Origin of the sequence: Streptomyces sp. NPDC046939 (genome assembly GCF_040644575.1) — a bacterium.
Taxonomy (GTDB): Bacteria; Actinomycetota; Actinomycetes; order Streptomycetales; family Streptomycetaceae; genus Streptomyces.
In genome coordinates, this window is record NZ_JBEYWV010000006.1 from 160,042 (window position 1) to 184,031 (window position 23,990).

20 protein-coding genes and 2 pseudogenes are annotated in these 23,990 nt (G+C 69.7%); 15 read left to right on the forward strand and 7 right to left on the reverse strand.

Annotated features, from left to right (window positions below; translation table 11 throughout):
* Positions 1-73: 73 nt before the first annotated feature.
* From ABZ877_RS08960 to ABZ877_RS08975, 4 genes are all read left to right on the forward strand, one after another.
* Entirely contained in the window at positions 74-166 is a 93-nt protein-coding gene (locus ABZ877_RS08960; RefSeq protein WP_361066702.1) for an alpha/beta hydrolase fold domain-containing protein, read from the forward strand.
* A gap of 93 nt (positions 167-259) precedes the next feature.
* Entirely contained in the window at positions 260-796 is a 537-nt protein-coding gene (locus ABZ877_RS08965) for an alpha/beta hydrolase fold domain-containing protein (RefSeq protein ID WP_361066705.1), read from the forward strand.
* A gap of 183 nt (positions 797-979) precedes the next feature.
* Positions 980-1,573 (forward strand): SRPBCC family protein, encoded by a 594-nt coding sequence (locus ABZ877_RS08970; protein ID WP_361066708.1) that lies wholly within the window; start codon positions 980-982, stop codon positions 1,571-1,573.
* A gap of 56 nt (positions 1,574-1,629) precedes the next feature.
* Positions 1,630-3,942 (forward strand): FdhF/YdeP family oxidoreductase, encoded by a 2,313-nt coding sequence (locus tag ABZ877_RS08975; RefSeq protein ID WP_361066710.1) that lies wholly within the window; start codon positions 1,630-1,632, stop codon positions 3,940-3,942.
* A gap of 77 nt (positions 3,943-4,019) precedes the next feature.
* Here the strand turns inward: ABZ877_RS08975 and ABZ877_RS08980 are convergent, their stop codons facing one another.
* The 3 genes from ABZ877_RS08980 to ABZ877_RS08990 form a co-directional block, all read right to left on the reverse strand.
* Positions 4,020-4,388, reverse strand: a complete 369-nt coding sequence (locus ABZ877_RS08980; RefSeq protein ID WP_361066713.1) for an STAS domain-containing protein — start codon at positions 4,386-4,388, stop codon at positions 4,020-4,022.
* Positions 4,389-4,393: 5 nt separating this feature from the next.
* Positions 4,394-5,851, reverse strand: coding sequence for a GAF domain-containing SpoIIE family protein phosphatase (locus tag ABZ877_RS08985; protein WP_361066716.1), 1,458 nt, complete (start codon positions 5,849-5,851; stop codon positions 4,394-4,396).
* 351 nt (positions 5,852-6,202) lie between these two features.
* Complete coding sequence (locus tag ABZ877_RS08990) at positions 6,203-6,679, reverse strand: ATP-binding protein (protein ID WP_361066719.1); 477 nt, start codon at positions 6,677-6,679, stop codon at positions 6,203-6,205.
* A 313-nt stretch (positions 6,680-6,992) separates the two neighbouring features.
* Here ABZ877_RS08990 and ABZ877_RS08995 point away from each other — a divergent pair, with 313 nt between their 5' ends.
* From ABZ877_RS08995 to ABZ877_RS09030, 8 genes are all read left to right on the forward strand, one after another.
* Positions 6,993-7,748, forward strand: a complete 756-nt coding sequence (locus ABZ877_RS08995; protein WP_361066722.1) for a GntR family transcriptional regulator — start codon at positions 6,993-6,995, stop codon at positions 7,746-7,748.
* A 161-nt stretch (positions 7,749-7,909) separates the two neighbouring features.
* On the forward strand, positions 7,910-9,034 hold the full coding sequence (locus tag ABZ877_RS09000) for a TIGR03364 family FAD-dependent oxidoreductase (protein WP_361066725.1): 1,125 nt from the start codon (positions 7,910-7,912) through the stop codon (positions 9,032-9,034).
* A 97-nt stretch (positions 9,035-9,131) separates the two neighbouring features.
* A complete protein-coding gene (locus ABZ877_RS09005) occupies positions 9,132-9,887 on the forward strand; it encodes an HAD family hydrolase (RefSeq protein WP_361066728.1) in 756 nt (251 codons plus the stop codon).
* A complete protein-coding gene (locus ABZ877_RS09010) occupies positions 9,887-10,951 on the forward strand; it encodes an ABC transporter ATP-binding protein (RefSeq protein ID WP_361066731.1) in 1,065 nt (354 codons plus the stop codon). The genes ABZ877_RS09005 and ABZ877_RS09010 overlap by 1 nt, the downstream gene beginning before the upstream one ends.
* Positions 10,944-11,816: a 2-aminoethylphosphonate ABC transporter permease subunit gene (locus ABZ877_RS09015; RefSeq protein ID WP_361066734.1), complete on the forward strand. Its 873-nt coding sequence runs from the start codon at positions 10,944-10,946 to the stop codon at positions 11,814-11,816. The genes ABZ877_RS09010 and ABZ877_RS09015 overlap by 8 nt, the downstream gene beginning before the upstream one ends.
* Positions 11,803-12,600 (forward strand): ABC transporter permease subunit, encoded by a 798-nt coding sequence (locus tag ABZ877_RS09020; protein WP_361066737.1) that lies wholly within the window; start codon positions 11,803-11,805, stop codon positions 12,598-12,600. Before ABZ877_RS09015 ends, ABZ877_RS09020 begins: the two co-directional genes overlap by 14 nt.
* 70 nt (positions 12,601-12,670) lie before the next feature.
* The gene (locus ABZ877_RS09025; RefSeq protein ID WP_361066740.1) at positions 12,671-13,723 is read left to right on the forward strand and encodes a 2-aminoethylphosphonate ABC transporter substrate-binding protein; all 1,053 of its coding nucleotides are present in this window, start codon (positions 12,671-12,673) and stop codon (positions 13,721-13,723) included.
* A gap of 224 nt (positions 13,724-13,947) precedes the next feature.
* Positions 13,948-15,432 carry an alkaline phosphatase family protein gene (locus ABZ877_RS09030; protein WP_361066743.1) on the forward strand — a complete coding sequence of 495 codons (1,485 nt, stop codon included), beginning with the start codon at positions 13,948-13,950 and terminating at the stop codon, positions 15,430-15,432.
* Between the two features lie 192 nt (positions 15,433-15,624).
* Here the strand turns inward: ABZ877_RS09030 and ABZ877_RS09035 are convergent.
* The 4 genes and pseudogenes from ABZ877_RS09035 to ABZ877_RS09050 all read right to left on the reverse strand — a co-directional run.
* Positions 15,625-16,018: pseudogene (locus tag ABZ877_RS09035) on the reverse strand (amino acid permease); the annotation flags it as partial.
* A gap of 107 nt (positions 16,019-16,125) precedes the next feature.
* Positions 16,126-17,562 carry a vanadium-dependent haloperoxidase gene (locus tag ABZ877_RS09040; RefSeq protein WP_361066746.1) on the reverse strand — a complete coding sequence of 479 codons (1,437 nt, stop codon included), beginning with the start codon at positions 17,560-17,562 and terminating at the stop codon, positions 16,126-16,128.
* 487 nt (positions 17,563-18,049) lie between these two features.
* Positions 18,050-19,156 carry a hemopexin repeat-containing protein gene (locus ABZ877_RS09045; RefSeq protein WP_361066749.1) on the reverse strand — a complete coding sequence of 369 codons (1,107 nt, stop codon included), beginning with the start codon at positions 19,154-19,156 and terminating at the stop codon, positions 18,050-18,052.
* A 564-nt stretch (positions 19,157-19,720) separates the two neighbouring features.
* On the reverse strand, positions 19,721-20,467 hold the full coding sequence (locus tag ABZ877_RS09050; protein WP_361066752.1) for a maleylpyruvate isomerase family mycothiol-dependent enzyme: 747 nt from the start codon (positions 20,465-20,467) through the stop codon (positions 19,721-19,723).
* 369 nt (positions 20,468-20,836) lie between these two features.
* Here ABZ877_RS09050 and ABZ877_RS09055 point away from each other — a divergent pair, with 369 nt between their 5' ends.
* The 3 genes and pseudogenes from ABZ877_RS09055 (at position 20,837) to ABZ877_RS09065 (ending at position 23,888) form a co-directional block, all read left to right on the forward strand.
* Positions 20,837-22,309 carry a M1 family metallopeptidase gene (locus ABZ877_RS09055; RefSeq protein ID WP_361066755.1) on the forward strand — a complete coding sequence of 491 codons (1,473 nt, stop codon included), beginning with the start codon at positions 20,837-20,839 and terminating at the stop codon, positions 22,307-22,309.
* Positions 22,310-22,488: 179 nt separating this feature from the next.
* A pseudogene (locus ABZ877_RS09060) lies at positions 22,489-23,082 on the forward strand (nucleotidyltransferase family protein); the annotation flags it as partial.
* A 155-nt stretch (positions 23,083-23,237) separates the two neighbouring features.
* Complete coding sequence (locus tag ABZ877_RS09065) at positions 23,238-23,888, forward strand: HAD family hydrolase (protein WP_361066758.1); 651 nt, start codon at positions 23,238-23,240, stop codon at positions 23,886-23,888.
* Positions 23,889-23,990 lie beyond the last annotated feature (102 nt).

A 23,990-nucleotide genomic window follows, 5' to 3' on the forward strand; every position in this document is an offset into this window, starting at 1 on the left:
AGCACGTCCGCGCGGGCCGCCTCATGGACCTGTGCGAGTTCGCCGTCACCAGGACAGCAACCCCAAGTGATCCTTGCTGCTGGTCCGCCCGGCCTACACCGTGGTCTCCGTCGGCTACCGGCTGGCACCCGAACACCGCTTCCCGGCCGCGATCGACGACGCCTAGGCCGCGCTGGCCTGAGGATCGCGGACAAAGCTCCCGGCTTCGAGGGCGACGGGAAACGCATCGCCGTGTTCGGCGAGAGCACCGGCGGCAACCTTGCCGCGGTTCTCGCACAGGAGTCCCTGCGCTGCGGGGGACCCCGCATCACGCTCCAGGTGCCCGGTCCTCTCCCGTGCCTACCTCGCGTGGTTCTGGGGAGCCGACCCGCTGGTCTCGCCCGCACGCTCGAAGGAACTGTCCGGACTGGCTCCCGTCGTCATCGCCACCGCCGAGAACGACCCCCTGCGCGATCAGGGCGACCACTACGCCCGCAGGCTGGCCGACGCCGCCGTGCCGGTTCAGCACCTCCCCGTCGAGGGAGCCGTCCACGGCTTCCTCTCCTTCACCGGCTCGGTTGCAACTCTCCTCTCCCAAGACGTGCTGACCTGGCCCGTGCGGCAGCGCAGGCCGCCGGACCTGGTCGCAGCGGCGATACGCGGCTTCACCCGCACCACCGCCCCGGCGAGTACGCCGTGCTCGTACCGCAGCGGGATGCGGGGGATTCCGCCTCCCTGTTGGGGCGTGGTGAGTGGCAGAGGGCCGGGTCCAGGGGTGAAGCTGGAGGTGTCTGCCGGGAACGGGAGAAACCCGTGAGCGGCGCTCCCTTCGGTACCTGGGGTCCGGTGCTCCTCTCGCGGCCGGACCCACGCCCGGGGACACCGGTGCGGTCGGGGTGACTCGAAACCCGGGATCGGGGAACCAGAAGGGATGACCTGACCCATGTGGGGAGGACGGGTGCCCGGATCCCCTGGCTTGCTCACCGGAAGAAGGACCACGATGGCGCACGAAGAGGACGACGGACACACCGACGGCGACGGCGTCACACGCCGACGTCCGCTGCGTGCGTGGCACGTCGAGGAGACGGTCGAGGTCGCGGTGCCGGTCCGTACGGCCTACAACCAGTGGACGCAGTTCAAGACGTTCCCGCGCTTCTCGGCCGTGGTGCGCGAGGTCGAGCAGGTCAGGCCCACCGTCACCGCGTGGACCGTCGGCTACGGCCCACTGCGCCACCGCTTCCCGGTCGAGATCGTGGAGCAGGACCCCGACGCCTACCTGGCCTGGCGTGGCCTGGGGCAGCACCCCACCCACGAGGGCGAGGCCGAGTTCAGGCCCGTAGGGCCCGACGGCACCACGATCACGGTCCGGGTGCTCCTGCGACCGCCTGGGGCCGCGAAGGTCCTCACCCGCTCCCCCCGGCTCACGGGGCCGGTCGTCCGGCTGGTGCGCGCCGAACTCGTCCGCTTCAAGCACTTCATCGAGGGGCTCGGCCAGGAGGGCGGCGCCTGGCGCGGCACCATCCGCAACGGCCGCGTCCAGCACGACACGCCGGAACCGCCCAGGAGCCGTGTCGCCCAGTGGCCCGTCGGCTGACCCGTCCCTCCGCACATGGCAAGAGACTCCGCACACGGCAAGAGAGAGGCCAAACGATGCAGAACCCACCCGGTCGGGAGCCGGAGACCTCCCTCTCCGTGACACCGCCGAAGAAGTGGGCGGCCGGCGTCCCCGCCGTCGTGCACGCGCTGGAGTACTCCCTGGAGCAGACCTCCCCGCGCAAAACCGGGGTCGACCTGCTCACCATGAACCAGGTGGGCGGGATCGACTGTCCCGGCTGCGCGTGGGCCGACCCCGCCCCGGGCCGGCGCCATCGCAACGAGTACTGCGAGAACGGCGCCAAACACATCAACGACGAGGCCACGACGCGCCGGATCACCGCCGACTTCTTCCGTGAGCACAGCGTGTCCGATCTGGCCGCCCGTTCCGACATGTGGCTCAACCAGCAGGGCCGACTCACCGAGCCGATGATCAAACGACCCGGATCGGACCACTACGAGCCCATCGGCTGGAACGACGCCCTGGGCGTACTCGCGCAGGAACTCAAGGGACTGGACACGCCCGACGAGGCGGTCTTCTACACCTCCGGCCGGGCCAGCAACGAAGCCGCTTTCGTCTTCCAGCTCTTCGCCCGGGCCCTGGGCACCAACAACCTGCCGGACTGCAGCAACATGTGCCACGAGTCCAGCGGCTTCGCCCTGAATGAGACGCTCGGCGTCGGCAAGGGCACCGTCAGTCTCGACGACCTCCACCACGCGGACCTGATCTTCCTGGTGGGGCAGAACCCGGGCAGCAACCACCCCCGGCAGCTCTCGGCCCTGGAGGAGGCCAAGCGCAACGGCGGCCGCATCGTGGCGGTCAACCCGCTGCCGGAGGCAGGGTTGCGGCGCTTCAAGAATCCGCAGAAGCCGCGCGGCGTCATGGGGCGGGGCACCCAGATCGCCGACCGCTTCCTGCACATCAAGCCGGGCGGGGACCTCGCCCTGTTCCAGGCACTGAACCGGCTGCTCCTTGAGGCGGAGGACGCGTCTCCCGGCACCGTCCTGGACCATGGCTTCATCGACGACCACACCTCCGGTTTCGAGGACTTCGCCCGGCACGCCCGCACCGTCGACTGGGACGACGTGCGCGCGGCGACGGGACTGACCCGTCAGGAGATCGAGAAGGTCCGCGACGAGGTCCTGGGCAGCGAACGCGTCATCGTGTGCTGGGCGATGGGCATCACCCAGCACAAGCACGGCGTGCCCACCATCCGGGAGATCGTCAACTTCCTGATGCTGCGCGGCAACCTGGGACGCGCGGGCACGGGCGCCTGCCCGGTGCGCGGCCACAGCAACGTCCAGGGCGACCGCTCCATGGGCATCTGGGAGCAGATGCCGGACAGTTTCCTGGACGCCCTGCAGAAGGAGTTCGGCTTCGACCCCCCGCGCCCGCACGGCCTGGACTCGGTGAACTCGATCAAGGCGATGCTGGAGGGCCGCATCAAGGTCTTTCTCGCCCTGGCCGGGAACTTCGTGCGCGCGGCGCCCGACAGCGAGGTCACCGAGAAGGCGATGCGGTCATGCCGGCTGACCGCCCACATCTCCACCAAACTCAACCGCTCGCACACCGTCTGCGGCGACACCGCCCTGATCCTGCCGACACTCGGGCGCACCGAGCGTGACGTCCAGGCCGATGGCGAGCAGTTCCTCACCGTCGAGAACTCCATGAGCGAGGTGCACACCACCCGGGGGCGGCTCGAACCGGCCTCGCGCACGCTGCTGAGCGAGGTCGCCATCCTTTGCCGGCTCGCCCGGCTGACCGTCGACGGCGTGGGCGACATCCCCTGGGCCAACTTCGAAGGCGACTACAACACCATCCGCGACAGCATCTCCCGGATCGTGCCGGGCTTCCACGACTTCAACGCCCGCGTGGCCCGTCCGGGAGGCTTCCAGCTGCCCAATCCGGTCAACGAGGGCGTGTTCAGGACCGAGACCGGCAAGGCCCGGTTCACCTGCAATGAGCGGGTGGTCCCCCAGGCCCCCCAGGGGCACCTGCTGTTGCAGACCCTGCGCTCGCACGACCAGTGGAACACCGTCCCGTACACCAACAACGATCGCTACCGGGGCATCCACGGCAGCCGCCACGTCGTCCTGGTCAACCCGGCCGACCTGTCCGAACTCGGCCTCGCCCAGGGTGACCGGGTGGACCTGGTGAGCGTCTGGGAGGACGGCACCGAGCGCCGGGCGGAGGACTTCGAGGTCGTGTCCTACCCGACGGCCAAGGGCTCGGCCGCCGCCTACTACCCGGAGACGAACGTCCTGGTGCCGCTCGACAGCGTCGCCGACATGAGCAACCAGCCCACGTCGAAGGGCATCGTCGTCCGCCTGGACCCCACGGGCGACCGGTCCCGGCCGGCGCCCGTCTAGGCAATCAACGAAACTGCGGTCGGGCTCGGTACGGGTCACGGTGTCAAGGGGGCCATTGGCGGTGGGGCGGGGACGGTTCAGGCCACGTCGGGGGCGCCTTGGTGGGCGACGAGCGCCTCGGCGGTGGTCGGGTAGTGGGGCAGGACGCTGTCCACGCCGGTGAGGGTGAGCATGCGCATCAGCCTGTCGGGGACCGCGGCCAGGGCCAGACAGCCGCCGGCGCCCTGGGTGCCGTGCCAGATGCCGATCAGCGCGCTGAGGCCGGCGGAGTCACAAAAGCCCACCCCGGACAGGTCCAGAATCAGATGGTGGTGGCCCTGGTCGATCAGCTCCAGCGCACGGGTGCGCAACCCGGGTGCGGTGTGCAGGTCGATCTCCCCGGTGACGGTGGCGATGGCTGCGGGACCGGGGGCCGCGGTCAGCACCAGCTCGATGTCGTCGCTCACGGCGGTCAGCGCTCCTCGTCGGCGGGCGCTGCGGTGGTGTGGGCGCTGGATCCGGCCCCCGTGAGTGCGGGATCCTGGTCGGGGGTGGGGACGGACAGGGCCAGCAGGGCGACGTCGTCGCGGGCGCCCTGGGGCAGCGCGTCGAGCAGGCCGACGGTGTCCTTGATCAACTGTGTCGCTCCGCACGAGGCGGGGCGAGCGGTGAGGAAGGCCGCCAGCCCGTCCTCGCCGAGGCGGGAAGCGGCGCTGGTGTGTGCCTCGGTCAGGCCGTCGGTGTAGAGGAGCAGGGCCTGTCCGGCACCGAGGTGCAGGGTGGTGGAGGCGAAGCGGGCGCCGGGGAAGGCTCCGATGAGCATGCCGCCCGCGGGGTGGACCGCTTCCACCCGCGTGGGCGCGGTGGGCCCGGCTGGTGGCGGTGCGGGGCTCAGGTGGTAGGCCGGGGGGTGCCCACCGGTGGCCAGCTCCACCGTGAAGTCCCCGGCCGGGGACGGGCTGAGGGTGGCGAAGACGGCCGTGCAGAACCGGCTGCCCGCCCACACATCGGCCAGCAGGGCGCTGTTCAGTGCCTCCAGCACCGCGACGGGGTCGGCGGTGTGCTGGGCGGCGGCCCGCAGGGTGTAGCGGGCCAGGGAGGTGATGGTGGCGGCTTCGGCGCCCTTGCCGCACACGTCACCGAGGAAGAAGGCCCACTTGTCGTCGGCCAGGGGGAAGACGTCGTAGAAGTCTCCGCCTACGTCGTGCACCGAGGCGGCGTGGTAGTGGCAGGCCAGTTCCAGGCCGGGCACCGTCGGCAGCGCCGGCGGCAGCAAAGTGCGCTGCAGGGTGGAGGCGAAGGCGGCGATCGCCGCCTTGTCCCTCTCCGCCTGCTCCCGGGCTGCCCGCTCCGCCTCCGCGATCCGCTGTTCCTGGCGCACCGTACCCAGCGCGGACAGGCGCAGCTCCAGCTCGTCCATCACGATCGCCGCCAGGTCGGTCAGGGTGGCGGTCTGCTCCGAGGTGATGGAGCGGGGCCTGGTGTCCAGGACGTTGACGGTGCCCAGCTTGTGCCCGTCCACGGTGGTGATCGGCGCGGCGGCGTAGAACCGCACGCCGAGCGGCCCGGTGACCAGCGGGTTGCCGCAGGCCAGGTCGTCGAGGAGGGTGTCGGGGATGACGAGTGCGTCGTCGCGCAGGATGGCCGAGCCGCACAGGCCCGGGTCGCGGCCGATCTCGCTGACTCCGTCCAGGCCGTGTGTGGCTTTGAACCAGATCCGATCCTCGTCCACGATCGTCACCGTCGCCACGGGAACGTCGAACAGGCGGGCCGCCAGCGCGGCCACCCGGTCGAACGCGCCGTCGGGCGGGGTGTCGAGGATGTCGTAGCGGCGCACCGCCCCCATCCGGTCGGCCTCGGCCTCCTCGTCGGGCACCAAGTGCAGACGACTGACGGGAACGGCGTGGGACGCCGAAGCCTGCTCGGGCATCGGCCTTCCACCTCCAGAACCTCCCGCAGCCACCTGGCGTGGAGCGGGGTCAGCGGAAAGCCTAAACGGAACGACTCCACGAGGATCATCAGGGGGGGCACCCTCGGCTGGACCACACACTGCTGTCCGCACCGCAGGCGCAGTGCGTCGAGTCGGTTCCAGCCGTGTTCTGCCAGCCGTGAGGTCGGGCGTGGTTCGGGGCCGGTCGTCACGCACAGGTGCTAGCAGGGGTGATCATCAGGCGGTCGTCGACGAAGAAGTCACGCATCGCAGAATTCTCCGGAGACGGCCGGGCGCCGCCTGCCCTGCCCCGGCCAGGAGCACCCCTGCCCTGGACCGTGCGGCCTGACCTCACACGGCCTGACGGTCTGCGGCGTCTCCGCCGGGGTCGTCGGCGAGTACGACGGACGCGGTGATCCGCTTGCCCACCGGCTCCCGCTGGATGCAGAACGTCTGGGACACCGCCATGACGATCTCCAAGCCGTGCTGGCCGACCCGGTCGGGGTTCGTCGCCTGCACCGACGGCAGTGTGGTGCCGCTGTCCCACACGCTGATCTGGACGACTCCCCCGCTGATCTCCAGATCCAGCAGGCACGGTCCTGGCGCGTATTTGCGGGCATTGGTGACCAGCTCGCTCACCACCAGCTGCACCATGCCCATCGCCCGCGCCGACACCGGCACCCCGTGCTCAGCCTGCACAGAGGCAAGAAACTCGCGGGCCAGGGCACGCGCCCCGGCGATCTCCGCGCTGCCCTCGAACGCTGCGGAAACCGCTATCGGACCGTCGGCGAGCGGCTCCCGGCCCTCGTTCTGGGCAGCAGCATCCATGGACCCGCCTCACTTCCGAAGCGCCGAGCAGTGCCCCACCCAGCTACCCCGGATGCTTCGCGGCATCCGCTACACCGACGAGGTCTGTTGTTTCCGAAAATTTCCCTACAGTATGCCCGGTCGGGCAGAAGCCATGAGACGGAGCGGAACGTGCAGCACCGTGCGCAGGGGTTGGCTGCTCCCGGTAAGGGCTTTCGTTCGGGCAAGAACGGGGACTGGCGTCATACGCAGTCCGTGAATGTGCCTCGTCGCAGTACGTAGGCGCCGCTGGTCCGAGGCAAGGGGCGGCCACGCGGTCTGCGAACATTTGCGCGTGGACTATCCGAACGATCAGGCCCCGGGCGCTCCCGTCCGCTCCGGTATCCCCGAGCACGGCCGCGTACCGAAGTACTACGCGGTCAAGGCGCGGATCGACCGTCTCGTGGCGGAGCTGGGAGAGGGCGCCACGATCCCGACCGAACGCGATCTCTCCGAGCGCTACGAGGTTGCCCGCGAGACCGTCCGGCAGGCGCTGCGCGAACTGGTGCTGGAGGGCAAGCTGCGCAGGCAGGGCCGAGGCACCGTCGTCGCCGGTCCCAAGCTGGAGCAGCCGCTGTCCCTGGCCAGCTACACCGAGGGCGTGCGGCGCCAAGGCCGTGAGCCGGGCCGCGTTCTCGTCACCCTGGACCGATTCCCCTGCCCGGAGGCGCTCGCCGCCGAGACCGGTCTCACGCGCGGCGAACCCGTCTGGCACCTGGAACGCGTACTGCTCGCCGATGATGAGCGGGTCGGCCTGGAGAGCACGTACGTGGCCGTGGAGCGGCTGCCGGATCTGGACACCGCCTTCGAGCCGGACTCCTCCTTCTATGCCCATCTCGCCGCCCGGGGCATCCGCTTCGGCGAGGCCGACGAACGGATCGAGACAGTGCTCGCGACCCCACGTGAGGCCCTGCTCATCGGTACGCCGCCTGCCCTGCCCATGCTCCTCATCCACCGCGTTTCCCGGGACACCGACGGCCTGCCACTGGAGCGCGTGCGCACGCTGTACCGGGGCGACCGGTTCTCCTTCTCGGCTCGACTGCGGGGCTGACGCCACCGACACCGGCGTCAGCGACGCCCCATATTTCCGGGTAACCACTGACTTCCCCATCACGAAAAGATAACGGGTCTAGCCCAAATGTGATGCCCGGTTCACGCTTTCGTTGACAACCGGATCCCTCCGGTTCGCCGAGGACAAGGAGCGTGAAGCACGTGAGAGTGACAGTCGTAGGAGCCGGTGTGGTGGGCACCATGCACGCCTGGCAAGCGGTGGAACGCGGCCACGAGGTCGTACAGATCGAGCGCGAACGGGAGGCTCGCGGTGCCTCGTTGCGCAACTTCGGCCAGATCTGGGTGAGCGGCCGCGCCGGCGGCGAGGAACTGGACACCGCGCTGCGGGCGCGGGAGCTGTGGCAGGAGATCGGCGCCCGGATCCCGGCGCTGGGCTTTCGCCCCAACGGCTCCCTGACCCCGGTCCGCGGTGAGCTGGAACTCGCCGTCGCCGAGGCCGCCGTATCCCGCCCGGACGCCGCCGCGCGTGGCTACAAGCTGCTGACCCCCGCCGAGGCCCGCGCGGTCAACCCCGCCCTGCGCGGCGAGTTCGACGCCGCCCTCTACTGCGAACGGGACGCGGCCGTCGAGCCCCGCACCGCCCAACTCGCCCTCCGCGCCGAGCTGTCGAAGTCGCCGAACTACACCTTCCTGTCGGGCCGCGAGGTCCGTGAGGTGACCGGACCGGGGACCGTCCGCGACGACCACGGCGACATCCACACCGCCGACACCGTCATCCTGGCGACCGGCGCCTGGCTCGGCGGGCTGGTGCGCGAGCTGGCCGGCCCCGACCTGCCGGTACGCCGGGTCCGGCTGCAGATGATGCAGACCGACCCCCTCGGCGAGACCCTGACCACCTCGGTCGCCGACGCCGACAGCTTCCGCTACTACCCGGCGTACGCCTCGCCCGCCCTGGACGAACTCAACGCCCGGCAGGCGCAGGCGGCCACCGCCGCCGAGCACAAGATGCAGTTGCTGATGGTCCAGCGCGCCGACGGCGGCCTGACCATCGGCGACACCCACGAGTACGAGCACCCCTTCGCCTTCGACACCGTCGAGGAGCCCTACGAACACCTCGCCGGCGTCGTCGAGTCCCTCCTGGGCCGTCCCCTGCCGAGGATCCGCCGCCGCTGGGCGGGCGTGTACGCGCAATGCGTCGACAGCACCCGCGTCGTGCACCGCCAACAGGTAAGCGAAGGGATCTGGCTCGTCACCGGCCCCGGCGGACGTGGCATGACCTGCTCACCCGCCATAGCCGAGACCACCGCGAACGAACTGGGCTGGTGAACACCCGTATGACCACTGAGATGACCGGACCACTGCGATGACCGGGACTACTGACACGCCCGGGACTGCTGAGACGCCCAGGACGACGAAGACGCCCATGACCACTAGGACCTCCGTGACCACCCACACCCCTGGCACCGCACCCGCACCCGCACCCGCACCCGCACCCGACTTCCGCCTCGTCGCCCTCGACATGGCCGGTACCACCGTCGCCGACGGCGGACTGGTCGAGCGGGCCTTCGACACCGCCGCCCGCGAGCTCGGCGTCGAACCCGGCAGCCCCGACCACGCCCGGAAGCTCGACTACGTCCGCGCCACCATGGGCGAGTCCAAGATCTCTGTCTTCCGGCACCTCTTCGGCGACGAGGAGCACGCCCGGCGCGCCAACGCCGCTTTCGAGAAGGCGTACGGCGAACTCGTCGACAAAGGCTTGATCGCGCCGGTCCCCGGGGCCCGCGAGGCCATCGAAGAGCTCGCCGCCGACGGCCGCACCGTCGTCCTGACCACCGGGTTCGCCCGGGTCACCCAGGACGCCATCCTCGTAGCCCTCGGCTGGGACGGTCTGGTGCCGCTCACCTTGTGCCCCGCCGACGCGGGCGGGCGCGGACGGCCGTACCCGGACATGGTCCTGGAGGCGTTCCTGCGGACCAAGGCCGCGGACTCCCTCGCCCAGGTCGCCGTCGTCGGCGACACCTCGTACGACGTGCTCAGCGGCGTACGGGCCGGGGCCGGCCTAGTGGCCGGGGTGCGCACGGGCGCGCACGGCGACGACGCCTTCCGCGAAGCGGGCGCCACCCACCTGCTCGACTCCGTCACCGACCTGCCCGCACTTCTGCGCGGAGCGGCCAGCTGATGACCACCACGAGCAGCGGTATCCGCTTCGACTCGGTCACCGTCGCCTACGACGGCAACGTCGTCCTTGACGCCCTCGACCTCACCGTCGAACCGGGCGAGGTCATGGCGCTGCTCGGGCCGTCCGGATCCGGCAAGACCACCGCGCTGCGGGCGGTCGCCGGGTTCGTACGGCCGGCTTCCGGGCGGGTCTTCCTCGGCGACCGGGACGTCACCGACCTGCCGCCGCACCGGCGCGGCCTCGGCATGGTCGTCCAGAGCTACGCCCTCTTCCCGCACATGCGTGTCGAGGACAACGTCGCCTTCGGCCTCAAGGCCCGCAAGGTCCCCAAGGCGGAGATCAGAGGTCGGGTGGGTGAGGCGCTGGAGATGACCGGGATGGCCGCTTACGCCCGCCGCCACCCGCGCGAACTCTCCGGCGGCCAGCAGCAGCGCGTCGCCATCGCCCGCGCCCTCGCCATCCGCCCGGACGTCCTCCTCCTCGACGAGCCGCTCTCCGCGCTCGACGCGCAGCTCCGCTCCGACATGCTCGCCGAACTCGGCCGACTGCACCGCGAACTCCCCGACGTGTCGATCCTGTACGTGACCCACGATCAGGTCGAGGCGCTGACCCTCGCCGACCGCATCGCGGTGATGGACAAGGCCCGTCTCCAGGCGTGCGGCACGCCCAGGGAGCTGTATCGGGCGCCGGCCAACGAGTTCACCGCCTCGTTCGTGGGCGGCGCGAACCTGCTGCCGGTGACCGTGGGCCCCAAGGGCGCCGACTTCGCGGGGGCGCAGGTCGACGTCGACACGGCAGGAGCCGTGACCGGCGCGCGGGCCACCCTCTGCGTCCGGCCGCACCTGGTCGGCATCGGCGAGGGACCCAACCGGTTGACGGGAACGCTCGCCGAGATCCAGTGGCGCGGCGCCACCCACCGCCTCCACGTCGACGTGGACGGCCACCGCATCATGGCCGACCTGCGTGAACTGCGCGACCCGCCGGTCCTTGGCGCCACGGTGACGCTGCACTTCGCACCCGACGACGCGGTGCTGCTGCCCGCGGGGGTGGGCGAAGATGGCTAGCGCGGCCGTTGCCACCCCGGCGAAGAAGACCCGGCTCCGGCGCTCCGGCACCCCGTCCTGGGTGTGGGCCCTGCCGCCCGTCGCCCTCCTCGCCCTCGTCTTCCTCTACCCCCTCGCCCTCGTCGTCCGGCAGTCCCTCCAGCCCGACACCGGCGGCACGTCGATCGAGCCGTACGCCGACCTCTTCGCCTCCGAGGCGTTCCGCCAGGCACTGTGGACGACCGTCTGGCTGGCGCTCGCCTCGACCGCCGGCTGTTTGATCCTCGGCTTCGTCCTGGCCCTGGTCATCGCCTTCGTGCCGTTCCCCGGCGCCCGGGCGGTCTCCCGGTTCATCGACGTCTTCCTCTCCTTCCCGTCCTTCCTGATCACGCTCGCCCTGCTGTTCCTCTACGGCACGGTCGGCATGGCCAACGGACTGTGGACGGACATCACCGGCGCCGCCGACGGACCCTTCCAGTTCCTCACCACGCCGTGGGGGGTGCTGCTCGCGGAGATCACGTACTTCACGCCGTTCGTGATGCGCCCACTGCTCGCCGCGTTCTCTCAGACCGACACCGCGCAGATCGAGGCGGCCAGCTCACTGGGCGCCCGGGCCCCCCGTATCGTGCGGCGGATCATCCTCCCCGAGGCACTGCCCGCCCTCGCGGCCGGCGGCAGCCTGGTCCTCGTGCTCTGCCTGAACGAGTTCGGGATCGTCCTGTTCACCGGCGCCAAAGGCGTGACAACCCTGCCGATGCTCGTCTACGGCAAAGCCATCCTGGAGTCCGACTACCCGGGCGCCTGCGCGGTCGCCGTCGTCAACATCCTGATCTCCACGGGCCTGTACGGCCTGTACCGGGTGGTGAGCCGCCGTGCTGGTGCATAGCCGCAAGGCGAGGTGGGCCCTGTGGGCCGTCTTCCTCGTCCTCTTCCTTCCCCTGTTCGCCCTGCCCCTGCTCGTCGTCCTCGGCGCCTCCTTCGCGACGCACTGGTCCAGCGCCCTGCCCTCCGGATTCACCACCGCCAACTACCAGGCCGCCACCCGCGGCGAAGCCCTCCAGGCCCTCACCACCAGCCTGGTCACCGCCCTCACCGCGAGCCTCCTGGCGCTCGTCGTCGGCACCTGGGCCGCGCTCGCCGCCACCGCGCTGAAACAGCGGCACCGCAAGGCGATGGACGCCCTCTTCGTACTGCCGGTCGCCGTGCCCTCGGTGGTGGTCGGCCTCGCGATCCTGGTCGCCTACTCCCAGCCACCACTCCTCCTCAACGGCACCCGCTGGATCGTGATCATCGCGCACACGGTCCTGGTCACCGCCTTCGCCTACCAGTCCGTCTCCGCCGCGATCACCCGTCTCGATCCGGCGTACGAACAGGCCGCGGTCTCTCTCGGAGCGAGCCCCGCGTACGTCCTGTGGCGGGTGCGGCTCCCTCTGCTGCTGCCGTCCCTGACGGCCGCCGCGGGCCTCTGCTTCGCGCTGTCCATGGGTGAGTTGAGCGCCACGATGATGCTCTACCCGCCCGACTGGACCCCGTTGCCGGTCCTCATCTACGCCTCCACGGACCGCGGTGCCCTGTTCACCGGCTCCGCGATCGCCGTGGTCCTGATGGCGGCCACGCTGCTGATGCTGTCGGCGGTCGCCAGGATCCGCACGAGAGCGTCGTACCGCTAGTCGTACGGCTGACCCTTCAGTACCCACGTATCCACGTCCCCACGTATGTGTGCAAGGAGTTCACCTCGCCATGCCCAGAAAGTCCCTCCTGCCGGTCACTGCCCTGTGCCTGCTCGCGCTCCCGCTCACCGCCTGCGGCGGAAACTCCGCTGCCTCCGATGAGAAGGTCGTCACCGTCTACAGCGCCGACGGGCTCAAGGGGGAGAACGGCGACGGCTGGTACGACCAGGTCTTCAAGGACTTCGAGCGCGACACCGGCATCAAGGTCGAGTACGTCGAGGGCGGCTCCGGCGAGATGGTGCAGCGCGCTGTCCGTGAGAAGCGCAACCCGCAGGCCGATGTCCTCGTCACCCTCCCGCCGTTCATCCAGCAGGCCGACAGCAAGGGACTGCTGCGGAAGTACGTTCCGGAGGGCGCCGAGCAGGTGAGCGCCGCCAACAAGGCGGAGAACGGCACCTGGACCTGCGTCGTCAACAACTACTTCGGCTTCATCCGCAACACCAAGGAGCTGAAGCAGGCGCCCACCACCTGGGAGGACTTGCTCGACGGCACGTACAAGAACAAGCTGCAGTACTCCACTCCCGGCGTCGCGGGCGACGGCACCGCCGTCCTCATCAAAGCCATGCACGACTTCGGCGGCGAGCGGCAGGCCATGGACTACCTGAAGAAACTACAGGCCAACAACGTCGGTCCGTCCGCCTCCACCGGCAAGCTCGCGCCCAAGGTCGACAAGGGCGAACTGCTCGTCGCCAACGGCGACGTGCAGATGAACCACGCCCAGTCGAGATCCATGCCCAACCTCGGCATCTGGTTCCCGGCCCCCAAGGGCGGCAAGCCCACCACATTCGCGCTGCCGTACGCGGCCGGCCTGGTCACCAAGGCCCCGCACACCGCCAACGGCCAGAAGCTCCTGGACTACATGCTGAGCCGGAAGGCCCAGACGCAGGTGAGCAAGGTCGGCGGCGGCTTCGCAGCCCGCCAGGACATCAAGGCCACCGACGACAACGCCGTCGAACTCGCCGAACTCACGGACGGCGTGGAGGTCTTCGAGCCCGACTGGGCCGACATCGAGAAGAACATCACGTCGTACGTCGATGCGTGGAAGTCCGCGACGGGTAGCTAAACCTCTGGCCACCCGCCCAGGGACCGGGCCGACCGGCAACTGGCCCCGACTTTGCCGCCCACAGACCGGGCTGATCGACAGTCAGTCCCCTGGCCGACCGCTCAGAGACCTGGCAACCAGAAGCACCCTGAACCGCACCGCCACCCCCTGGCCCCCCATAGCGCTGCCATGCCGCACATCCACCCACCCGCCCCCGCCTCCGTGGAGGAAACGTGCCGTACCGCATGTCCCGTCGTTCGCTGCTCCTGTCCGCCGCCGCCCTCGCGGCCACCACCGGGCCCCTGGCCGTCACCGCCCGCGGCGCCGTCAGGACGCCGAAGGTCCTGGTCATCGGTCTTGACGGCGCCCTGCTCACCCGCATTCAGACCGCCGACGCCCCGAACCTGGACGCCCTGATGGCAGTCGGCCTCACCGCCCCCAGCACCATCTACGCCAACCCGCTCGCGCCGACCATGTCCGGCCCCGGCTGGTCCACCCTCCTCACCGGCGTCTGGCCCGACAAGCACAACGTGAAGGACAACAACTTCACCGGGCACAGATTCGATCAGTACCCCGACTTCCTCACCCGGATCGAGACCGCGAGGCCCGCCCTGACCACGTACGCCGTCTCCTCCTGGGCCCCGATCACCGATACCGTCCTCTCCTCCAGGGTCGACACCCGCGTCTCCACCCCGAGCGCCGAATACGACACCGGCACCACTTCCCGCGCAGTGGCCCAGCTGCGGAACGGCAATCCGGACGCGGTCTTCGTGCAGCTCGACAACGTCGACCACGCCGGCCACAGCCACGGCGCCGCAAGCCCTCAGTACGCGGACGCCATCCGCACCGCCGACGGACAGGTCGGCCAGATGGTCGCCGCCGTCAAGTCCCGTTCCACGTACGGCTCCGAGGACTGGCTCATCATGATCACCGCCGATCACGGCCACACCGACGCCGGCGGCCACGGCGGCTCAACCCTGGCCGAGCGCTCCAACTTCATGATCGCCACCGGCCCCACCCTGAGCGCCGGTTCCGTCCGCCACGACGTGAAGATGCCCGATGTCGCCGCCTCTGCCCTGGCCCATCTCGGCATCGCCCTCGACCCGGCCTGGGACCTGGACGGCCGCCCCCTCCAGCAGCCGCGGCCCGACGACTTCGACACGCTGCGCACCCGCCTCACCGCCCGTGCCGACGAGACCGGCATCCCGGCAGCCGTCCTCGGCTACACCCACACCCCGCCCGCCGGCTGGTCCGTCGACAACTCCGCGATGGGCACCGGGGGCGTCACCGAATGGCGCGGCTGGACCTTCACCACCGACGAGTTCTGGACCCAGGCCCAGCGCGACCAGTCACGCGAGTCCAATATCCGCGCCCGCAACGTCTTCGCGGTCGCCGACAGCGACGAATGGCAGGACAAGACCTTCACCGGCACGTTCGACTCGACACTGATCAGCCCGGCGTACGCGATCACCGGCGGCCACCCCGCCACCCTCACCTACACCACCTACTACCGGCACGAGTCCCCGCAGAAGGGCGAGGTCCTCATCTCCTACGACGACGGCGCCCCCGTCCCCGTACGCACATACACCGCAGACGTCGCCTCCCGCACCGAAACCATCACCCTCCAGACACCGCCTGGGGCACGAACCGCCCGCGTCCGCTTCCGCTACACCGGCGGCAACAACTGGTACTGGGTGATCGACGGCGTCCACCTCACCCAGACGCTCTGACGGTCGTGCGGCTCCGGCGCACCTACCGCATCGGACTGAACGCCGCCCGGCGGGGAGCCTGGCGGAGTCGCTGGCCTACCAGTGGTCCAACAGCGGGCGCGAGCGTGACGGCGTCGAACTGGCCGAAGCCATCTTGCGGGTGGCCGGGCACGCGGAGCCGGTCCTGCGGGCGCGTTTGCGGACCTGGGGCTGAGCCTGGCCCGGCCAGATGTACGAGTCGACCGTGAGCGCCCTCACCGCGCAGGAGGCGGTCTTGCCGACCAGGAAGGACACACCACCCGGCCAGATCGCCCCAGAAGCCTCCGAGACGTTCACGGGCCGCCGTAGACGTACGTGCCGCCGAGGGCCGGGTAGCGGGCCGCGAGCCGAGTCGAGGACGTGGCATCGCAGAAGGCGACCACGGCGGCGACCGCCAGACCGTTGAGCAGCCCCGACCCGGCGGCGCGCGCGGCCGACGCCGGAGCTGCGAAGATCCCCGCGCCGATCATCGACTCATCGACCCGAGGCCGATCACCACGGCGTCGAAGACCGCGAGCGGCCGCCGGAGTTCATCCTTCGCCCCGACGATGGTCGATGGCGTGCTCATGGCCCACTCCCCCGGCGGCACAGCCGCGTACATCGCCTGCTCCGACACCGGAAGACGATACGTGGGTGGACCCGGCCGCCTTCACGGCCGTGGTGCCCTCGCGCTCGTCACAGACTCCGGAGCCTGGTCGTCCAGACGTAGTTGGCGATCTTGTCGCCGAGGACGAGTCCGTCCTCGGCGTCCCACGGGAAGTGCACGCCGAGCCAGATCCGGCTCTGCGCGTCCTCGCGGGCAGCCTGGCTGAAGCTGGTGAACGAGCGGTACTTGACCGGGGACTGCGGTTCGTCGGTGGACATGGTGAAGGCGACGTTGTCGTTGCCGAAGTAGCGCTTCATCACCCCGGCCCAGGCGGCGCCGAAGGTCGCGTGCCCCGATGCCCAGGCCGGGAAGCACGGGGTGACATTGACCCCGGACGCCGTCTTGAGCAGCGGCTTCCACTTCGGGTCGAGGCCGCTCTCACGGATGGCGGAGACCGGCCGCCACAGATCGATCGGCGTCAGAAACTTGACGTCCCGCACGGCGATCCCGGCGTCCGCGAGAGCGATCGAGACGAGGGCGAACAGGCGGGCGTTCTCGTACGTGGTGAGCTTGCGCTGGGTCGCGACGTCCCGGGTGGCCTGCAGCAGTTGGCCCGGCGGTTTGTACGTGCCGTCCAGATCGTTGGCCCAGAACCAGGCTGCCGCCTCCTGGTCGGCGGTGCGGTTGATGACGGGGGTGTCGGCGGTCGGCCTGTCGGCGCCGGCCGTGCGGGCCACCTCAACCTGCTGCTTGTAGGCGTCGCTGGCCAGCAGGTTCTCGTACGTTCCGTACATCCCGGGGGTGGGCGGCCGGAACTGTGCGCCCGACGTCAGGGCGAACGGCTTCACCTTGCCCCAGAACGGGGTCACCGCCTGGCTGTCCTGGGTGCAGCCGGGATCGACCATGTCGGGGTAGCTGGTGGGCCGCCAGGCGCCGGGCTTGTTGTCGGCCACGTACACCTGGTCGTTGTCGGACCCGTCTCCGTTGCGGGCGTTCCGCATCTGGTTGACCATCGTCCCGACGACCGTGGTGTCGAGGAGGTCGAACCCGGTCGGTTCGGTGCCGAAGCGCTCGCGGAAGCGGGCGTCCAGGTAGGAGGTCTGCCCCGGGTAGAGCCCGAGCAGGACGTTGTACGCGGTGCGGCCGACGACGCGCTCCTCCTCGTCCGGGCCCTCGACCCAGCCCGCGTACTTCTCGGCGTGGATGTAGGGCTCGGAAGTGATCTTGCCCTTCCATTTGAGCTGGTAGGACGATTCCGCGTCGTAGATGGCAGCGTTCAGCATCGCGGCGGACCTGGCCATGGGGCCCGGGCCGCCGCCCTCTCTTCGGATGACGTTCATGAACACGTCGTTCCAGTAGTGCACCGGATCCGCGATGGTCTGGGGCGGCAGCGCCGCGTGGGCTGGCTGTGGCACGGCGGTCAGTGTGGTGCCCGCGGCGGTCAGCACCGCGGCCGCCGCCAGCGCTCGACGCCAGCGCTTGGAGCGCTCGGCTCGGCCGGTCCGGTTCTTGGTGGGCATGGTCATGGGCATGGGCATCCCCCTGGTCGCCGTCGCCGTCCTGATGGGTCACCTTTGAGGTGGTGGCGGCGAGAGCCTCGCCCTGGTGACTGGAGGGGGAGTTGACTCCTGGCGGAATGTCCAGCCCGGGGCGGGCGTCGTTCGCACGCGGACCGTCACGTCCGGCGTGACGGCAGGAGCACCGCTTGGCGCAGGCTCATGTGGCGTAGGCGGCTCGTCGCGCAGGCGGGTGCGCAGCGACTGCGACAGACAGGTCCGAAGCCACGGCATCCGGGATCAGTGACGTGGCTGCGCGACTTCGGCGGCCTGCTCGGCCAACTCCGGATCAGCGGCCCCCTCAACCACTGCAGAGGAGCCGATCTCCCCCGACCCGACCGCAGCCGCGACAGCCTCATCCACGCCCTCGACGACCCTGTCCATGCCCACAACAACGATCTTCCGTAAGGGATCGGCAGGGCGAGCAGCGAGCGGGACGCGTGAGTGCCGGGCGGGGTCAGAGGTCGGTGACGGTGATGTCGATGTCCACGCTTCCGTCGTCGGAGGACAGGGTGTACCTGCCGTTGCCGTTGTAGTTCTTGCTGCCGCGGGCGAGGTAGTCGTCGCCGCTGAGCAGGTCGTACTCGTCGACGTAGGCGCCCAGGCTCGCGATCTCGGACGAGGTGAACGGCAGGTTCATGGACGGCGCGGCGCTCGCGCGGGCCGGCGTGGCGTTGCCCTGGTTCATCTGGGTCCAGATCCGGAAGGGCTGCCCGCTCTTGGTCCTCAGTTCGATCCAGCCATAGGGGTTGGGGTTGTTCTCGCCGGGATTGTTGAAGGCGATCCTGAAGTCGGCGCGCGCCTTGACCTGTGGGTAGGGTGGCGGGGCGGTGGCGGCGGCGTACTCGGTGCCTTTGAGACCGGGCCAGAAGTCGGCGATGTTGCGGGCGCCGGTCAGCGGCTTCCAGTTCTCGATGTCGAAGTGCAGGACCTTGTCGGCCTTGACGAAGTAGCACTCTCGTTTGCTGTTGCCGCCCAGGGCGGAGGGTTCGACGACGTTGAAGACGACCGCGTCGATGTCCCGGGTGAACCCGGCCTCCTTCAGCCCCGGCCAACGGTCGGCGATGGGGTAGGGGCCGCCGCTCACCTTGTCCGCTCGGGGATCGTAGGTGATGTACTTGTCGCCCTTGAAGAAGATGTAGGTGTCCACGAAGACCTGCGCGAAGTCGCCCCGGTGGTCCATAAAAGCGGCGTCGATGTCCCGGTCGAACCCGACGTCCTTCATGCCCGGCCACCACTCGGCGATGCTGAGCGGACCGTAGATGATCTTCTCGTTGGCGAAGTCGTACCGGACGTACTGGTCGCCACGGAAGATGTAGATGTAGTCCTTCTCGGTCGGGATCACCGGCACTGTCGAGATGACCGGCGGGTAGGAGTACGGGACTATCGCGTCGATCCCCTCGGCGAACTGGGTGTCGGCCAGGCCCGGCCAGCCGGCGGCGATGCTGCGGGGGCCGACGAACACCGTGTTGGAGGCGAGGCCGTAGGACAGGTACTGGTTGCCCAGGAACATGTAGGTGTCCCACCTGATCTGGGAGCGGTTCAGCGCTGCCTGGATCGTCATTGATCCTCCTGAGGCGCTCGGGGCGGAGTGTCCGGCACAGCCCGGTTGCCGTACCGCGCTGCCGCCCATCGCCGAGGAACCTAGGGGCGGCGACCGGGCGAGTCCACAGAAGCCGGGGCGCCGTTCGTGCCCCGGGGGCCGGCCGCAGGTCTTGTGCGGCGGGATGCGGCCACGGCCGCGGGTGGGATCGCCGATAGCCGCCATACGGCAGTGCTGGTCACAGGCAGGTCCCTGGGCGAAGTGCACGCAGGCGGTACCGGCAGCCTGCACAGCGGATTTGTCCGATACGTTGCGATCGACCACATCCGCTGCCGCGGCCCAGCGCTGTGACGCCGGTACCGTTCACTTCTCTGCCCGCACCCGGACATGCTGCTTCACGTCCGCGGGCGTGTGCGGTAACAGGAACCACGAGATCCGTGAGCAACAGCCGGTCCAGTCCGCCTCCATGTCCATACGCGGAAAGAGGGGATCAGCGATGCTCGAGGAGCGGCACAACCACCCCCGCTACGTCCTACTTCTCCTCCGGCTCCCAGGCGCGGAGCAGGTCCGGAGGGCTGCATCTCCCTAAACATGCAAGGAGTCGGCCTGAATCCGGTCGTACAGGTAGAGGACCAGCTCACTGGCCGTGCCGCGGACGGAGGCGCCGACTGCGTCCGAGTCCTCGCCGGTCATGGCGATGGGCGTGGGGATGCGAGTGGTGCGTGCGCCGTCGCCGTCGACGGTGAGGCGCCAGGAGCGGCCCTCGGCGGCGCGGAAGTCGAAAGCCGTGGGCTTGTGCGGCCAGGCACTCGGCGTTGCACAGACGGTGAACAGGAACTCCTCCACACCGTCGAGTGCCACCTCGACCGGCAGCGGCTGCGGGGCGCCCCCGGCGAGCTGGGCGTCGTAGGTATGCACCGCGGTCTCCTGGACCCGGTGCCGGGCGATACCGCCGGCGGTCTGCGGTGACTGCGACGCGGGCCACCACGTCCAGCACCCGCTCTTCGGTCCCGCCGCGCGCAGCGCGCCCAGCAGAAGCTGCGTCGACGCGTCCAGCCAGGCCAGCAGGGCCTCACGCTCCTGCGGCACGTCCAGAGCGGCGCGCGCGGCGATGGCCTCTGACGGGGGCGCGTCGGCGGGCCCCGCACCGACGATGGCGGCCCAGAAACGGTCTCCCCCACCCAGGTGCGTCACCAGATCGAACAGCGCCCACCCAGGGCAGGTCGGCACCTGTGCGTCGAGATCGGGCGCGGCGGCGACCACGGCGCGGAAGGCGGTTGACCGTTCATCGATCAGTCGCAACAGATCGGTGAACTCAAGATTCTTTTCCACGCCGGATGTCTATCACCGTGCTCCCGCGACCGGACAGCGATTTACACGGTCTCCGCAGGTCGGCCAGTGCGGACGTCCTCGCCTCCTACCGCTCGGGGGACAAACTGCGCGCTGCTGCGAGGACGCCGGTGGTGGCAGTGGACCAGGCGTCGTGCCCGTGGGCGCTCTGATCTCGCCGAATCGCCAGGCACCTCGGCGACGTGAACTCACTCCTCAAGTTCAGAACGACAACAGCCATTCACTGTGCGCCAACGTGCAGCGCACATCCCCTGCGCACCCTGGCATTTCCGCCGCCCAAGCGGAGCCGACCTCCCCTCTTCGCGCGGACCTGTGTCGGCCGCAAGGAACCCTGTGACAAGATCCGCTGGCATGTCATCTGTCATGTCGTCTGCCATGCCTTCGTTGTCTTCATCGCCTCCGTTGTCTTCATCGCCTTCGTCGCCCACGGGCCCCTCAAGAACCGGTCGCCGTCTGCTCGTCGCCCTGCTCGCGCTGCTCGCGACAGCAGGCTCCACCGTGGCCGAGGCCGGCACGCCGTCCGGCCCGGCTCCCGGCGCCGCGGTGAGCGCGGCCGAACCCGCGACGCCCGACCGCCCCAGCTACGACGCGAAACTGCGCGCCGACGCCGACGGCTCCCACTGGGCGGGCCGGCAGACGGTGTCCTTCCGCAACGCCTCCAGCCGGCCCCTGCGTGAGGTGTACTTACGCCTGTGGGGCAATGGCGAGGACGGCTGCGGGACATCCGGAAGACCGTCCCCCGTCCGCGTCTCCCACGTGCGCGGCGGCACTCCGGGCCGCCCCGGCGTGAAGTGCACGGCGCTGCGCATCGCTTTGCCAAAGCCGCTCGCACGCGGTGAGCGGACGGCCGTCTCCTTCGACGTGGCCCTCACCGTGCCCACACGCAACAACCGCTTCGGCCGCGAAGGCGCGTTCCGCTTCCTGGGCAACGCGCTGCCGGTCCTCGCCGTGCACGACGCGAGGGGGTGGCACCTCGATCCGTATGTGTCGTACGGCGAGAGCTTCTACACCCTGGCGAGCGACTTCCGGGTGCGCCTCGACCACCCGTCCGCCCTCAAGGTCCCGGCGACCGGCAGCACATGGACCCGCTCCGGCGGTACCGGGCGTACGGTCACCCACAGCGTCGCCAAGCGGGTGCGGGACTTCGCATGGGCGGCGGGCCCGTTCCGCACCGCGACGCAGACCTCGCCCGATGGCGTGCGCGTGAAGTCGTACTGGTCGCCGAACACGCCCGCCGCCGGTGTCCGCCTCAACCGCAAGGACGGCGTCGCCGCCATCGACCGGTTCGGCAGGGAGTTCGGCCGCTATCCGTACGGCGAGATAGACCTCGTGATGACCCCCGGGTTCGCCGGCGGCATGGAGTACCCCGGCCTGGTCCTCCTCGGCACGGACAAGGAGGGCGGCGCCACCGCCCATGAGATCGCCCACCAGTGGTGGTACGGCGTCGTGGGCAACGACGAGTACAACGCACCCTGGCTGGACGAGAGTTTCGCTCAGTACGCCAACGCGCGCTACTACCGCTGGGACGGGTTCGAGTGCTCGCCGGACGACTCCTGGCCGAGCGCCGCCGCCGCGCTCACCGACTCGATGGCCTACTGGTCCACACACCGTGGCGAGTACTCCCGGGTCGTGTACGGGATCGGCCCTTGCGTCCTGGCCGACCTGGAGCACGTCCTCGGGGCCGGCCCCATGGCGCGCCTCATCAAGAAGTACGCCCGCGACCACTGGTACGGCGTCTCCACCACCGCCGACTTCAAGAGGGCCGCACAGTCGATGACGCACAGGGACCTCGGCCCCTTCTGGCGGAAGCACCGCATCCGCTGAAGCCGCGCTCCACTCGCGGGTGACGGGCATGGACGTCCGACACGTACGGCATCGCGTGGGGGGCGAGGCGGTAGGACTCCGTGCCGGTCTCGATGATCGTGCCGTTGAAGGCGAGCCGGTTGACGACAGCCGCAAGAACATCCGCCGTGACCATGGGCGAGTTGTGGTAGGCAGTGTTGATGATCAGCCGACTCCCTCTCGACCGACAACTCGAGTCCCTGCGTTCGGCGCTCTCCCGTAACCACGTATTGACGGAGGTACTGGCGCGCACTGCCTCATTGAGCCTGCCGGGGTGGTACGTGACAGCCGGGTGTCTGTTCCAGACGGTATGGAACGTGGTCACGGACAGACCTGCGACCAGCGGTATCAAGGACTACGACGTCTTCTACTTCGATGGCAGCGATCTTTCCTGGGAGGCCGAGGACGCCGTGATTCAGGCCGGACGGGAGGTCTTCGCCGATCTGCCTGCAGAGGTGGAGATCAGGAAGGAGGCGCGGGTTCATCTCTGGTACGAGGACAAGTTCGGCGTCCCGTGCCCGCCCTACGACTCCACCGAGGCGGCGATCGACAGCTTCGCCGCAACGACCTGCTGTCTGGGAGTACGTGTGGAGACGGACGGGCAGTGGCGCGTCTATGCACCTCATGGCCTGTCGGACGTGTTCAACCTCGTCCTTCGGCCGAACCCCGTGCTCGCTCCGCGGACGGTCTACGAGGCCAAGGCAGCACGATGGCAGGAGGAATGGCCCGAACTGACCGTGCTGGGCTGGCCGTCCGCAGCCATCACGGCGGCTTCAGGCCTTGACCGCGATCGTGACCCCGTCCCGGGCGACAGACCTGCTGCCCGCTCTGATCTGTCTTGCTGACCATGTCGATCACGGCTACGAAACCCCACCGCCGCGAGGTTGCCGCCCATGATCTACTGCCCCTCATGTCGCTGCTGTTGCTGGACCTCGACAACACCCTGGTCAACCGCGACTCCGCCTTCCGAGACGCCGTCGCTGCATTCCTCGCCGAGCACCGCCTGCCCGACACCGATCTCACATGGGTGATGACGACCGATGCGAGCGGCTATACCGCCCGCCACGATGTCGCCACGGCCATGGCCGACCGATACCGGGACGCGGTGCCCGCCGAAGCCATCCACGCATTGCTCGACCACGGCGCGGCCGACAGCGTCACCCTCACGGCTCCCACCCGCGAGGCCCTGGAGCAGGCGCACAGTGACGGCTGGACGTGCGTGATCGTCACCAACGGCCGTACCGCTCAGCAAGAAGACAAAATCCGCAGTTCCGGGCTCGACCGACTTGTCCAGGGCTGGGTGATCTCGGAGGAGGTCGGCCACAAGAAGCCTGACCCGGAGATCTTCCACGCTGCCGCGGACACCGTGGGCATACCTCTTACCGCCTCATGGGTCATCGGCGACTCACCGCACGCCGATATCGCCGGCGCGCACGCACTGGGAATGCGAAGCGTGTGGGTGTCGAACGGGAAACCGTGGACCCAGAGCTCCTTCCGCCCCACCCATGCCTACGAGGATGTCGCCAGCGCGATCAACTACGTCATCGGCGCGGCGAGTTGAGGCACGACAGTCGCTCCGGCTGTTCCATCCGGCCATAACCGCCACTGGGGCTGGTGCGGCTGTGGGCCTCGATCCAGCGGACCGCCTGTCCGCGGCTTGAGT

Excerpts from the sequence above, each read along its gene's own strand:
- ABZ877_RS09005 (WP_361066728.1), top strand. The coding sequence starts at position 9,132 with ATGACCACTAGGACCTCCGTGACCACCCACACCCCTGGCACCGCACCC.
- ABZ877_RS08970 (WP_361066708.1), top strand. The coding sequence starts at position 980 with ATGGCGCACGAAGAGGACGACGGACACACCGACGGCGACGGCGTCACA.
- ABZ877_RS09010 (WP_361066731.1), top strand. The coding sequence starts at position 9,887 with ATGACCACCACGAGCAGCGGTATCCGCTTCGACTCGGTCACCGTCGCC.
- ABZ877_RS09055 (WP_361066755.1), top strand. The coding sequence starts at position 20,837 with ATGTCATCTGTCATGTCGTCTGCCATGCCTTCGTTGTCTTCATCGCCT.
- ABZ877_RS09040 (WP_361066746.1), bottom strand. The coding sequence starts at position 17,562 with ATGACCATGCCCACCAAGAACCGGACCGGCCGAGCCGAGCGCTCCAAG.
- ABZ877_RS08975 (WP_361066710.1), top strand. The coding sequence starts at position 1,630 with ATGCAGAACCCACCCGGTCGGGAGCCGGAGACCTCCCTCTCCGTGACA.
- ABZ877_RS09065 (WP_361066758.1), top strand. The coding sequence starts at position 23,238 with ATGTCGCTGCTGTTGCTGGACCTCGACAACACCCTGGTCAACCGCGAC.
- ABZ877_RS08985 (WP_361066716.1), bottom strand. The coding sequence starts at position 5,851 with ATGCCCGAGCAGGCTTCGGCGTCCCACGCCGTTCCCGTCAGTCGTCTG.
- ABZ877_RS09045 (WP_361066749.1), bottom strand. The coding sequence starts at position 19,156 with ATGACGATCCAGGCAGCGCTGAACCGCTCCCAGATCAGGTGGGACACC.
- ABZ877_RS08990 (WP_361066719.1), bottom strand. The coding sequence starts at position 6,679 with ATGGATGCTGCTGCCCAGAACGAGGGCCGGGAGCCGCTCGCCGACGGT.
- ABZ877_RS09025 (WP_361066740.1), top strand. The coding sequence starts at position 12,671 with ATGCCCAGAAAGTCCCTCCTGCCGGTCACTGCCCTGTGCCTGCTCGCG.
- ABZ877_RS09030 (WP_361066743.1), top strand. The coding sequence starts at position 13,948 with ATGTCCCGTCGTTCGCTGCTCCTGTCCGCCGCCGCCCTCGCGGCCACC.
- ABZ877_RS09015 (WP_361066734.1), top strand. The coding sequence starts at position 10,944 with ATGGCTAGCGCGGCCGTTGCCACCCCGGCGAAGAAGACCCGGCTCCGG.